The sequence below is a fragment of the Paenibacillus sp. tmac-D7 genome (genome assembly GCF_006519665.1).
GTDB classification, from domain to species: domain Bacteria; phylum Bacillota; class Bacilli; order Paenibacillales; family NBRC-103111; genus Paenibacillus_G; species Paenibacillus_G validus.
Window position 1 is genome coordinate 1 of the sequence record NZ_VIDW01000035.1, and the last position, 12,756, is coordinate 12,756.

Annotated in this window: 10 protein-coding genes; 7 read left to right on the forward strand and 3 right to left on the reverse strand. The window is 54.1% G+C overall.

What is annotated here, in order from left to right:
• The 5 genes from FKP33_RS20010 to FKP33_RS20030 form a co-directional block, all read left to right on the forward strand.
• Positions 1 to 1,426, forward strand: a 1,426-nt coding sequence (locus tag FKP33_RS20010) for an FG-GAP-like repeat-containing protein (RefSeq protein WP_141336192.1), incomplete at its 5' end; no start/stop codon positions are given.
• Positions 1,427 to 1,578: 152 nt separating this feature from the next.
• The gene (locus FKP33_RS20015; protein WP_054798620.1) at positions 1,579 to 1,830 is read left to right on the forward strand and encodes an acyl carrier protein; all 252 of its coding nucleotides are present in this window, start codon (positions 1,579 to 1,581) and stop codon (positions 1,828 to 1,830) included.
• Positions 1,831 to 1,836: 6 nt separating this feature from the next.
• Entirely contained in the window at positions 1,837 to 3,033 is a 1,197-nt protein-coding gene (locus FKP33_RS20020; protein ID WP_127608694.1) for a class-II aminoacyl-tRNA synthetase family protein, read from the forward strand.
• Positions 3,034 to 3,039: 6 nt separating this feature from the next.
• Positions 3,040 to 3,969, forward strand: a complete 930-nt coding sequence (locus tag FKP33_RS20025; protein ID WP_236595744.1) for a hypothetical protein — start codon at positions 3,040 to 3,042, stop codon at positions 3,967 to 3,969.
• A gap of 167 nt (positions 3,970 to 4,136) precedes the next feature.
• Positions 4,137 to 5,288, forward strand: a complete 1,152-nt coding sequence (locus FKP33_RS20030) for an MBOAT family O-acyltransferase (protein ID WP_141336193.1) — start codon at positions 4,137 to 4,139, stop codon at positions 5,286 to 5,288.
• Between the two features lie 104 nt (positions 5,289 to 5,392).
• On the opposite strand, the gene FKP33_RS20035 is transcribed toward FKP33_RS20030, so the two are convergent.
• Entirely contained in the window at positions 5,393 to 5,701 is a 309-nt protein-coding gene (locus FKP33_RS20035) for a hypothetical protein (RefSeq protein WP_258313499.1), read from the reverse strand.
• 610 nt (positions 5,702 to 6,311) lie between these two features.
• Between FKP33_RS20035 and FKP33_RS20040 the strand changes: the two genes are divergently transcribed.
• Complete coding sequence (locus FKP33_RS20040) at positions 6,312 to 7,280, forward strand: sugar phosphate isomerase/epimerase family protein (protein ID WP_127608692.1); 969 nt, start codon at positions 6,312 to 6,314, stop codon at positions 7,278 to 7,280.
• A 226-nt stretch (positions 7,281 to 7,506) separates the two neighbouring features.
• On the opposite strand, the gene FKP33_RS20045 is transcribed toward FKP33_RS20040, so the two are convergent.
• A complete protein-coding gene (locus FKP33_RS20045) occupies positions 7,507 to 7,719 on the reverse strand; it encodes a DUF2759 family protein (RefSeq protein ID WP_127608691.1) in 213 nt (70 codons plus the stop codon).
• Between the two features lie 319 nt (positions 7,720 to 8,038).
• On the opposite strand from FKP33_RS20045, the gene FKP33_RS20050 reads away from it, so the two are divergent.
• On the forward strand, positions 8,039 to 9,661 hold the full coding sequence (locus FKP33_RS20050) for a nitrite/sulfite reductase (RefSeq protein WP_127608690.1): 1,623 nt from the start codon (positions 8,039 to 8,041) through the stop codon (positions 9,659 to 9,661).
• Between the two features lie 194 nt (positions 9,662 to 9,855).
• Here the strand turns inward: FKP33_RS20050 and uvrA are convergent, their stop codons facing one another.
• Positions 9,856 to 12,738 carry an excinuclease ABC subunit UvrA gene (gene uvrA / locus FKP33_RS20055; RefSeq protein WP_141336210.1) on the reverse strand — a complete coding sequence of 961 codons (2,883 nt, stop codon included), beginning with the start codon at positions 12,736 to 12,738 and terminating at the stop codon, positions 9,856 to 9,858.
• Positions 12,739 to 12,756: the final 18 nt, after the last annotated feature.

Below are 12,756 nucleotides of genomic sequence, written 5' to 3' on the forward strand. Positions count from 1 at the left end.
CGACATGGACGGCGACGGACGCGCCGACCTCGTCGTCGGCGGCCTGGAAGGCGACCTGCGCGTCTACGTGCAGCAGACGGACGCCGCAGGCGCCATGACGTGGCGCGATGCCGGCGTCGTGGAAGGCGCGACCGTGAATCAGCTGGGCAACCATGCGCTTGTCGGCGGCCATAACGCCGTTCCGCTGTGGGCGGATCTGAACGGCGACGGCTTGGACGACCTGGTCGTCGGGCAGCTCGAATTCAGCGCCCCTTATCCCATCGACGAGCCCGGCTTTCCTTACAAGGAACAGCTCGCCGAGTTTATTCACTATAGTGCGGAACATCGACTGGAGTTGTACCCGCATCTTTTCTTTCACCAATATACAAGCGACGCGCAGGAGAAGCAGGAAATCGCCCTGCACCGGCAGGCGTTCGACAAGCTCGGCATCCCGTGGAAACAGACCGGCACGAACCAGCATACGTGGCGCATCAACAACCCGGCGCGAACGCAGACGTTTACGAACGAACGGGAAGCGGACATTTGGTTTAACTTCGGCTTCAAGCCTTCGTTCATCAAAGCCGATCCGCGGCTCGGCGTCGAATACAACTGGGGGCTGCCCTTCCTGATGACCGACTCCGGCGGCGCGCCGGATCTGAAGCAGCCGATGATGCTCTACACGCCGGCGCCCGTGCTGCGGACAGACCCGAACACGTCGACGAAAGACTTGTTCGAAGCCTATGTCGCGAACGACATGCCGATCGATTATTTCGAGCATATCGAGTACCATTTTCCGCTGCGCGTGAACGAGCTGCTGGAATTCGTTCAATATTTGGACGAGCTGCGCACAGCGCATAACTATAATTTTATGACGGAACCGCAAATGGCCCGTACGTTCATGAACGCGATGACGACCGATGTGAAACTGCACCGCTCCTGGATGGACGCCGTGACCCTGCGGTTGAACAGGATGCTCGGCCTGCCGGCCGACCCGCGGTTCACGGCTACGCCGGACACAGCTTCCGTACCTGAACAGGCGGCGGAATACCGCGGCACGCTCGGCCTCGTCGTCGAGCCGGGCAGCGCGTACACCGGCCGGCAGCCGACGACGCACGCCGACGTGCGCGATCTGCGCGGCGGCAAACTCTACTTCGGCGCGCCGGGGCCGACGGAAGTGCGCTTCGTCAAGCCGGACACGGCCGCGGCGGACACCGCGCCTCTGCACATGCAGCGCGTGAACGTGCCGTACGTGCTGAAAGCGGCCCCGGGCCGCTGGACGCTGCGGCTCGACGCGGCAGGCATGCAGCAGGTGAAGCTGCAAAGCGCGAAGCCGCTTGTCATCGAAGGGCCGGATGCGGACGTTCGGCATGACGCAGCAGACGGCACATACACGGTCACGCATTACGGCGACCCTGTAGAGCTGACGATTACTTGGAGCGAGCCGTAGTCCGGCGCTTGATCGGTCGCCCGCTCCAAGGACCGGTAAATCGGCGCATCCATAGCGCATCATGGTTCGATCATTCAACAATCGACTGTTGACGTTCCAACGTTCCAACGTCCCTGTTTCGTTAAAGCTACAATTCTTGAGGAGGCTTCCCCATGCAAGAACTGCTTGAAGAGCTGGAATCGCATATCAAAAGCCGCTACGACATCGCCGATGACGACGACGACTTCACGGTTGACGTTCATCTGTTCGACTACGGCTTTATCGATTCCATCGGCGCGACCGCGTTGATCGCGCATATTGAGAAGACGTACGGCATCCAAGTGACGCCGCAAGATCTCATGCTGCATCCTATGAACACTGTTCGGGAAATCGCATCGTTCATTCATCTCAAGAAGGCGAGGTAACTCAAGGTGGAATGTATCGTATCCCTGGAGGGCCTTGCCCCCAGCCAACACGGACAAGTGAAATACGCTGCTTCGTTCATTGACGAGACGATCTCGGACATTCGGCTCGAAGGCACGACCCTTCGCATCGTACACGAATCTCCGAAAGGCAACGGCGCGATCGAAGATCGCGTCCGCAAGCTGATCGACCGTTTCTCTCAAGGGGACTTCGGCTTTAAGGAAAATATTCTTTTCGAACACAAAACCGTTACCCCGTACGAGCAGGATATTATCGCCGAGCTCGCCGCCAAGAAGATCATCAAGGTGCTGGAGCCGGGCCTGTTCATCTTCCGCGAGCCGTTCTCGAGCTTGATGCGCTTCTTCGACTACAGCTTCGTGTCCAAGATCGCCAGCCGCTTCGAAGGCGTCACCACGGAAGAATATCCGGCCGTCATTCACGCCGACTCGCTGAACAAAACGAACCATTTCACTTCGTTCCCGGAGCACATTCATTTTCTGACTCACCTGCGGGAGGATTTGGACATCATCGAAGCGTTCTCCCAAGCGGTCCGCGACAACGGCGGTTGGCAGCACGACGCGCCGCTGGATCTGAACGCCAACATGCCGAAGCCGAAGTTTACAATGAACCCTTCGACATGCTACCACTGCTACGAAGGGCTGCAGAACGAGACGCTCGATGGCGATGGCGTCGTGGTCACGGCAATCTCCAAATGCCATCGCTTCGAATCGCGCAACCATACCGATTTCGGGCGTTTGCTCGACTTCAGCATGCGCGAGATCATCTTCGTCGGCAAACCGGAGTTCGTGAAGGAGAACCGACTTCGCGCTATCGAATATTTGAAAGAGCTGGCCGTCGAATGGAACGTGGACAGCGTGATGGAAATCGCCAACGACCCGTTCTTCACGAACGATTTCCAGGTAAAGGCTTCGTTCCAACGCAATCAAGAGATGAAATACGAGCTCAGACTGACCATTCCGCATATTAAGAAATCGATCGCCTGCAGCTCGGTCAATTTCCACAGCAATACGTTCGGCAACGCCTTTAATATCAAAACGGGCAAGCGTCCCGCCGTCACCGGCTGCGTCGGCTTCGGTATCGAGCGGTGGACGTTCGCTTTCCTGGCCCAATACGGACTGGACGAGTCTGAGTGGCCGGCTGCGTTCCGCGAGCAATATCACGCTTGGCAGCTAAAATCGGTCTAACGCGTTATGATGTCAAAGACATTCGCCCTGTTACGCAAAAACAGCTTCGTGCTGCTGCTGCTCGCCGCTTTCGTGCTGTCGGATCTCCTGATCTCGTATTGGGATCCGATGGTGACGTCGCGGCGTTTTTACAAAAACGACTTTACCAAGACTTTATATCATCACGGGTGGCAGAATCACGGACCGGTCTTCTACGGCAATTCGGCGGTCACCGGCGCTTACATCGAGCAAGATTCCAGATCCAAGCTGATCGAGATGGGCTTGTCCTATGGCAAGCTGACCGATCTGAAGGCGATTCTCGAGCAAGGACGCTTTCACGTCGAAGACCAGCTTGTCATCGGGATTGACGTTCATACGATGCTCGATATTTTGGAGACGGACCCGACCTACCCGTGGTTCAAACCGTGGTACCAGCCGTACGTCTACGCATACCGCGATTACTTCCGCGACTCGGGCACGGAGGCCGTCCGGCAGCTCTACAAGGGCATCACCCGGCTCGACGCCGCCGAACTGACCCGCTACGAGCCCCGCTGGATTGACAAAGAGCTGTACTTCGGCCGCATCGAAGCGGACAAGCTGAAGGCCAAGGAGGCCGATTACGACCGCCGGTTCGGCTGGGTCTCGCAGCACGAGTACAAGGACAATCTGGCGGCGCTCGATTGGATCATCCGGTATGCCCAATCCCAAAGCTTGCCGCTGCGGGTCGTCTGGATGCCTTGGAATCGCGATTACGCGCTGCCCCGTTACATGCCGGGACTGCAGCAGGACGTTAACGCCCGCTTGCAGGCGGCCGGCGTTCCGACGCTCGATCTGCTGACCGCGTACGATCCGAAATATATGCACGACTTGGTTCACTTGAGCCGTCAAGAAGGCGCGCCCGTGTTTACGAAGGAGGTGGACGCGTGGCTCGATTCGCTCGCCAAATCATCGAAGTGATTGTGTACTTGGCCATGCTCGTCTTGGTGCTCGTTTATTTTACCGGCAAAGGGCTGTTCATCTACGAAGGTTTCTAACCGAGGGGGCGGCAGTCCAAGCTTCCGGTCTGCAACCAGCGCCTTCCCGAAATGCACGCAGCCGCGCCCCGCGCGCTTGGAGGATTATACATGTGGTACTTGAATATGAACGCCGTGATCGCCATCATCGGCATGGTGCTGGTGCTTGCGCTCACCCGCCGCTGGCCGGGCAACAAGCGATACTTGCTGCTGGCGTTCAATCTATGCTTTCTGTTCGTTTTTAGCCAGAAGCTGTTCGTCTTCTATCTCGTTTACACCGCCTTGAATTACTTGGCGTTTCTTTGGCTGTGCCGGACCACGAGATGGCGTCGTACCATGTTCGTGCTGCTCATCGCAGCCAACGTAGCAGCCGTCTGCTCGCTCCGGCTGTTCGGCATGGAGCTGTTCACGCATCCGCTGTTCGACGCCGTCATAGCCCTCGGACTGATTTACAACGTGCTGAAGGTGGTCGACGCCCTTTACTTTGCGTACTTCATCGGGAAAGAAGCCCGTACTAAGGCGCTGGACTATTTTAACTATATTTTGTTCATTCCGACCTTCACGTCCGGCCCGATCTTGAAATTCCGCGATTTCATGGCCGATACGAAACAGCCCTATCAGGTGGACGCAGCGCAAACCGAGGAGAACGTCAAGCGCATCATCTTGGGGATGTTCAAAAAGATCGTGCTGGTCACCTGGATGACTGACGTGTTCAATCACGTGTCGGCGCAGGAGCTGCACACACACCAATCGCTGTTCTTGATGGTGTGGTTCTACGCGCTCATCTTCTTCGACTTCTCGGGGTACTCGGATATCGCCGTCGGCTTCGGGCGACTGATGGGCTACAACATCCCGGAGAACTTCAAGAAGCCGTTCCAATCGCCTACGCTCACGCAGTATTGGCGCAACTGGCACGCCACGCTGGGCGACTGGTTCCGTGATCACATCTTCATGTTCGTCTCGCGCCAAACGCCGACCAAATGGACCGCAGCCGGTCTCTCCCTGCTCGTCATGGTGCTGATCGGCCTGTGGCACGGGTTCAGCTGGCTGTACGTACTGTGGGGCGTCTACCACGGGCTGCTGCTGGGGCTGGAAAACTTGCTCGGCTACACGACCGTCAACAAACGCAAAGTATCGCGCGCCTACTTCTACGGTCGCTGTGCGTTGACGCAGCTGTTCGTGACGGCCGCCGTCATCGTCTACAGCGGCAATAGCGAAGCCGTCTATAAGATTTACCGCGGCTTGGCAAACTGGCCGTGGTAACCCCGTCCAGGCACGATACGCCAATAAAAAGCAGCGTCTTCCGGAACCGTCAACCGCGCGCTGCTTTTTATTCTTTTTTCCCTACTCTTATATTTAATCCCCGTTTAACTGGCGTCGGACTGCCGCACTTGGCGCTCCTGCCGCTCTTGCCGCTCCGGTCTTTCAATTAAGTCTAACCCGGCAGATTGCACCGCGCATTGAACTTGATTTCCATTCAATTGAAGCATCAGTTCGCCAACCGGCTGGTATACGCTATTGCCATCCATCTTATGAATATGTACGCTGCCGGACTTGAGATTAATGTTCAACGACAGCTGGTCGGGCAGCTCCACTAAACAATGAAACTTTTTAAAGCTGTTTGGGAAACGTAGCCACGTGCCTGTAACAGTTTCTACGATTTGTGTGTCCTTCATTCTTATTATACGAACCACCCTCTCTTTAAAAAGTGTGATGATCTAAGCTGCCCTTTGCGAAGACATTTTCCATTATAAGTCAAAGCTGTTACAAAGTAACGGGAACACTGTCGAGCGTTTTGTCGAAACCGAAAATCTTTCGAAAAAGTTTTCGATAGCGGTTTTGAAGCCTGTCTTCCTTCACTTTCTTCATTTGTTGAAGATCATCATTTGATGCTGGCAGGAGGGATTCACTTCCGTAAGATCCATTTAAGAATGATTTTCATTCTCTTTTAGACAAAATTTTCACCATTCATCGACATGTAGGCGGTCTGTTTGTGTTTAGTCACTTTTACAGCACCTTAACAGCTTCCAAAACTACGTGCTGTTCTGGCAATCCGTTTCCGTTGCAGGTATCGTCATGGCGCTGATCGGCGGACAAAGACCGATAGCCGTTCTTACTTTTGGGTACACTGTTAGGGATAATCGCCATCCTGTCTGATAGAACCGGATGGCTTGCCTTGTTCACGAAAACTGACACTTTAAGACCAGGCCGACTAATGGTATAATTCTGGTTGAATTGTTGTTTGTACACGCGTACATTTAGATTTCCATCATTCGGAGGTGTCTTATGAAGTTAGGGGTTTTTACGGTCTTGTTTCAACAAAAACCGCTGGAGGAAGCGCTCGATCTGATCGCCGCGCAAGGACTTGAAGCGGTCGAAATCGGCACCGGCGCTTGGCCGGGCAATTCACACTGCGATCCGGACGTTCTGCTCTCGGACGATAGCAAGCTGAAAGCATTCAAGCATGCAGTTGAGTCCCGCGGACTAACGATTAGCGCGCTGAGCTGTCACGGAAACCCGCTGCACCCGCAGAAAGCCGTCGCCAAAGATTACCATGATACGATTATCAAAACGGTCGACCTCGCGCAGCGGCTCGAAGTGCCGGTCGTCAACACATTCTCCGGTTGTCCCGGCGACTCCGAGGACGCGAAATATCCGAACTGGCCGGTCGCCCCTTGGCCGCCTGAATTTCAAGAGATTTTGGATTGGCAATGGACCAACAAGGTGATTCCGTACTGGACGGAAACGGGGAAATACGCTTCCGACCGCGGCATCAAATTCGGCTTGGAGCTGCACGGAGGCTTTTCCGTACATACACCGGCTACCTTGCTTCGTCTGCGTGAAGCGGCAGGCGACGTCATCGGCGCCAACCTTGATCCGAGCCATATGTGGTGGCAGGGTATAGATCCGGTACAGGCGGTGCAAATTCTCGGCCGCGCCGGAGCGATTCACCACTTCCATGCGAAAGATACGACGATTGATCCGATCAACGTTAATCGCTACGGCTTAACTGATATGCAGCCTTACACGAATATGCTCGACCGCGCTTGGCAGTTCCGCACCGTCGGGTATGGCCATGATATCAAAACCTGGGCTGACATCATCAGCGCTTTGCGCCTCGTCGGTTACGACTATGTCGTCAGCATCGAGCATGAAGACGGCCTGATGTCCGTTGAAGAAGGCTTCACCAAAGCGGTCCAAAACTTGCAGCAAGTGCTGATCAAAGAACCGCTCGGCCAAATGTGGTGGGTGTAAGCAGCAGAAAACAAGGGGCTGTCCCAAAGCCATGAACATGGCTGAGGGATACCCCTTGTTTTACTTTTTAAACAAATAGCCAAGCTCCAAGAGAAGCCGAGTCAGCCTTGGCTGTGTTTGAAATTTTCGAGGATGCCTACAAGAAAGAGGCTGCCCTTAAGCAGATTTCTGCTTTTGGGACAGCCTCTTGTTGGGTTTCGCGCTTATTTGAATGGAATCGGGGGCCTTACATCCCCATCCAGCCTTTGATCATGATAAAATCCATGAATCCAAAGACTAGCAGCGCCACTACTCCGAAACCGATGGCAAATAGATTTTTCTTAGGGGCTGCCAGCTGCCGGAGCACACCGATGGCGATAATGATCGTAATCAGAAGTACGAACGGATCGAACCAAGTAAATGTGCTTGCGGTTTTTGCTGCCTCTTCAGCCAAAAACATGGAGAGACCTCCTTCTATATACAGAAATGCTTATACTAATCTTAGCTTGACTCGCTGCGAGTTGCAAGCGAATTATCCGGAACGATATTTCCAAAGCTGCGAATTCCATAGATATGTAACAAGATTGTCAACATTTTCTGAAGGCCCGCCGGGTCGATCAAAGTATAATACAAACCCGCATTAATTATAATAAATCGTTATAGCGTTGTTCATCGCAAACGATTTACTCGACCTCTTAAAAGTGTTACTATAAGTGTAGTTTATTTTTCACACCAGTTTGATCGGAATTATTTCCACACGTCAAGGAGGAGCATACACCATGGCCTATGAAGCTATTTGGGCGGCCGATACGTCCAAATTAAACAAAATGGAACTCGTAAAGTTGGAGAAAGACGGTCTTGACGTCATCCGCACTATCATCGAAAAATACGCTCACGAGGGTTACAGCTCGATTACCCCGGATGATATGAATCTGTTTAAATGGGCTGGCGTCTATGAGCAAAAGCCGAAAGACGGTCACTTCATGATGCGTGTCCGCGTGCCTTCCGGTATCATGACAACCGCTCAAGCACGTGCTATGGCGGACATCGCCAGAGATTACGGCCGCAACCTGGTGGACGTTACGACTCGTCAAGCCATTCAATTCCACTGGCTGACTGTCGAGCAGCTGCCGGACATTTTCAACCGTCTGGAAAAAGTCGGCCTCTATTCTTATGAAGCATGCGGTGACTGCCCGCGTACCATTGTCGGCAACCCGCTGGCCGGTATCGACAAAGACGAGCTGTTCGACACAACGGCGCTGGTTAACGAAGTCAACGATTTCTTCTTGTTGAACCGTGATTTCTCAAATCTGCCGCGCAAATATAAAATGTCCATTTCTTCTAATATTTATAACTCCGGCCATGCCGAAATTCAATGCTTGGCATTTACACCGGCATCCAAAGTGATTGACGGTCAAGAAGTGCTTGGCTTCCATGCATGGGTTGGCGGCGGTTTGTCCGCGAAGCCTCACCTTGCGAAAAAACTTGACTTGTTCGTTCGTCCAGAGGAAGTATTGAAAGTCGCGATCGGCGTCACAACGATCTTCCGTGATTACGGTTACCGCGAGAAGCGCCATCATGCCCGTCTGAAATTCCTCGTAGCCGATTGGGGTCCAGAGAAATTCAAAGAAAAGCTGGTTGAAGTCATCGGCGAAATGCCTTCGCTTGGCGAAGATCGAGTCGTTGGCTGGACAGCAGCCTATTTCGATGGCGTGCACAAGCAAAAACAAGAAGGCTTGAACTATATCGGCCTTAGCGTTCCGGTTGGCCGCTTGAGCGGCGATGAGTTATCCGAATTGGCCGAAATCGCCGATACTTACGGCGACGGACATATCCGGACAACCGTATCGCAAAACATCATTATTTCAGGAGTTAAGGACGAGAACGTCGATAAAGCGTTGGCTGCCAAAGTTCTGGAGCGCTTGACGCCGAACCCGAAACACTTCATGAGCCGCACGGTATCCTGTACGGGCAACGAGTTCTGTAATTTGGCCGTCGTTGAGACGAAAGAGCGGGCTCGTGCCGTTGCCGAATATTTGGACAAAAATGTTGAACTCGATGAAGAAGTGCGCATTCACTTCATCGGCTGCCCGAACGCATGCGGTCAGAAGCACATCGCCGATATCGGTTTGCAGGGCGCTTTGGTGAAGACGCCGGAAGGCATGGTCGATGCATTCGATCTATCGGTTGGCGGTATTCTTGGACCTGGCGCAAAATTCAACGAGACGTTGAAAGGCCGCGTGAAAGGCGATCAAGTAGGTCCGGTTCTGGAACAATTAATCCTGTTCTTCAAAGAAAACCGCGGTCCGGAAGAATCGTTCCATCAATTCGTCGGTCGTGTCGGCGTTCAAGCCTTCCAAGAAAAATTGACTTCGATTCTTGCCGAAATCGCATACGTATAATACCGTTAGTTAAAAAGCACGGGTTTGCTTCTTAGGAAGCGAGCCCGTGCTTTTTCTTAAGATGTGGATACCTTGTCCAGACGATCTCCGTCCGCGCGGAACAACCATGTTCCAGCCTTCGAGAGAAGCGAATAAAGGACGGATCGCCCGGCTGTTGCCGTTCAATCCGTCCCTTCCACAGACAGGTGGCTTTGCTAAACCGCTGCATCCTCCAACGCCTTCAGACGTTTGAAGTAATCCTCGGATCGGGCCTTATCCCGCTCAAGGATCGGCTTTAAGTACTTGCCGGTATAAGAGCCCTCTACTTTCACGATATCCTCCGGCGTTCCCGTAGCGACAATCATGCCGCCGCGGCTTCCGCCTTCCGGTCCCAAGTCAATGATGTAGTCGGCGGTCTTGATCACATCCAGGTTATGTTCGATGACCAATACGGAGTCTCCGTTCTCTACCAACCGGTGCAGCACTTTCAACAAACGGTCGATATCGTCGATATGCAGGCCGGTCGTCGGTTCATCCAAGATGTAGATCGTCTTCCCTGTGCTGCGGCGATACAGTTCCGCCGCCAGCTTGACGCGCTGTGCTTCACCGCCGGAGAGTGTCGTCGCCGGTTGTCCCAAGTTCATATAGCCGAGACCCACATCAAGCAGCGTCTGCAGCTTGCGATGAATGCGCGGGATGTTTTTGAAAAACTCGCAGGCGTCTTCAATGGTCATCTCGAGCACTTCCGCAATGCTCTTCCCTTTATATTTCACTTCGAGCGTCTCGCGGTTGTAACGTTTGCCCTTACAAATCTCGCAAGGCACGTATACATCCGGCAGGAAGTGCATCTCGATTTTGATGATGCCGTCGCCTCGACAAGCTTCGCAGCGCCCGCCCTTCACGTTAAAGCTGAAACGGCCCTTCTTATAACCCCGCACCTTCGCTTCGGTTGTATTCGAGTACACATCGCGAATATCGTCGAATACGCCCGTATACGTGGCCGGGTTAGAACGTGGAGTACGCCCGATCGGCGATTGATCGATGTCGATGACTTTGTCGACATGCTCCAGGCCTCTAAATTCCTTATATTCGCCGGGCTTTACCTTTGCCCCGTTCAGTTCTTTGGCAAGCGTCTTATACAGGAGCTCGTTAATTAGTGTACTCTTGCCCGAGCCGGAAACTCCCGTCACACAGCTGAACACGCCGAGCGGAAATTTCACGTTCACGCCGCGCAGGTTGTTCTCTTTGGCTCCGCGGATTTCGAGCCACTTGTCGCCCGGCTTACGGCGCTCTGCCGCGATCGGGATGAACTTACGACCGCTCAAGTATTGACCGGTGAGCGAATTCGCATCTTCCATAACTTCCTGCGGCGTGCCTTGGGCGATCACCATCCCGCCGTGTATACCCGCGCCAGGACCGATATCGATGATATAATCAGCCGCCAGCATCGTATCCTCGTCATGCTCGACGACGATCAACGTATTGCCGAGGTCGCGCATATGCTCGAGCGTCTGAATCAGGCGGTCATTGTCGCGCTGGTGAAGCCCGATGCTCGGCTCATCCAGAATGTATAGTACACCCATCAGGCTGGAACCGATTTGCGTCGCCAGCCTGATCCGCTGCGCCTCGCCTCCTGACAACGTGCCCGCCGCCCGGTTCATGGCTAAATAATCCAACCCTACGTTAACCAGAAACCCGAGACGCGATTTAATTTCTTTGAGAATCAAATGCGCGATCGTCATCTCCCGTTCGTTCAAGGTCAGCGAATCGAACCATTCATGCGCCTCCCCGATCGACAACGAAGTGACGTGCGCGATGTTCTTGCCGTTGATCGTTACGGCGAGCGTCTCCGGCTTTAAACGGTGCCCTTTACACTTGGCACAAGGCTTGGCGCTCATATACTGCTCGATGTGCTCGCGAATGCCTTCGGAGAACGTCTCGCGATAACGGCGCTCCAAGTTATTCACGATGCCTTCGAAGGCGACCATCGCTTCCTTCTTATGCCCGAAGTCGTTCTCGTATTTGAACTTCACTTTCTCGCCGCCCGTACCGTTCAGCAGCTTCTGCATCTGCTCTTTCGTCAGCTCCGATACCGGCACGTTCTGCGGGATGTTATAGTGCTCGCATACCGCGGCCAGAAACTGAGGGTAGTAGTTCGACGTGCTGCCCGCCCAAGCTTCGAATGCACCGTCTTCAATCGTGAGCTTCGGGTTCGGAACGAGCAGGTCCGGGTCAACGATCATCTTCTGTCCGAGACCGTCGCACTCCGGACAAGCCCCGAACGGACTGTTGAAGGAAAACATCCGCGGCGCCAGCTCCTCGATGCTGAATCCGCATTCGGGGCAAGCCAGGTTTTGGCTGAACAACAGTTCTTCCTTCTCCATGACGTCTACGATCACTCGACCGTCCGCCAGCTTCAACGCGGTCTCCAGCGAGTCCGCCAAGCGCGTCTGAACGTCGTCCTTCACGACGATCCGGTCGACAACCACTTCAATGTTATGCTTTTTGTTCTTCTCAAGCTCGATCGTTTCGGACAAGTCGCGAATTTCGCCATTCACGCGGACCCGGACAAAGCCCTGCTTCTGAATGTCGGCGAGCAGCTTCGAATGCTCGCCCTTCCGGCCCGACACGAGCGGCGCCAAAATTTGCAGTCTCGTCCGCTCCGGGTACTCCATAATCCGGTCAACCATCTGCTCAACGGTTTGCGACGTAATCTCGATACCGTGCTGCGGACAATGCGGACGCCCTACACGTGCGAACAGCAAGCGCAGGTAATCATAAATTTCCGTCACCGTACCGACGGTTGAACGAGGGTTGCGGCTCGTCGTCTTCTGATCGATCGATATTGCCGGCGACAAGCCTTCGATCGAATCGACATCCGGTTTATCCATTTGACCAAGAAACTGCCGCGCATAGGCCGAGAGCGATTCGACATACCGCCGCTGCCCTTCGGCGTAGATCGTATCGAAGGCCAAGGACGATTTGCCGGAACCGCTCAAGCCCGTCAGCACGACGAATTTGTCGCGCGGGATGGTGACATCGATATTTTTCAAATTGTGGGCTCTGGCGCCCTTGATGACGATATTGTCTCTGGCCACTCGTTCTCCCATCCTCTC

What these genes read in the sequence shown, in the direction of transcription:
- FKP33_RS20035 (WP_258313499.1), bottom strand. Translation starts at nt 5,701, where the DNA reads ATGAAGGACACACAAATCGTAGAAACTGTTACAGGCACGTGGCTACGT.
- FKP33_RS20015 (WP_054798620.1), top strand. Translation starts at nt 1,579, where the DNA reads ATGCAAGAACTGCTTGAAGAGCTGGAATCGCATATCAAAAGCCGCTAC.
- FKP33_RS20040 (WP_127608692.1), top strand. Translation starts at nt 6,312, where the DNA reads ATGAAGTTAGGGGTTTTTACGGTCTTGTTTCAACAAAAACCGCTGGAG.
- FKP33_RS20030 (WP_141336193.1), top strand. Translation starts at nt 4,137, where the DNA reads ATGTGGTACTTGAATATGAACGCCGTGATCGCCATCATCGGCATGGTG.
- FKP33_RS20025 (WP_236595744.1), top strand. Translation starts at nt 3,040, where the DNA reads ATGATGTCAAAGACATTCGCCCTGTTACGCAAAAACAGCTTCGTGCTG.
- FKP33_RS20045 (WP_127608691.1), bottom strand. Translation starts at nt 7,719, where the DNA reads ATGTTTTTGGCTGAAGAGGCAGCAAAAACCGCAAGCACATTTACTTGG.
- FKP33_RS20050 (WP_127608690.1), top strand. Translation starts at nt 8,039, where the DNA reads ATGGCCTATGAAGCTATTTGGGCGGCCGATACGTCCAAATTAAACAAA.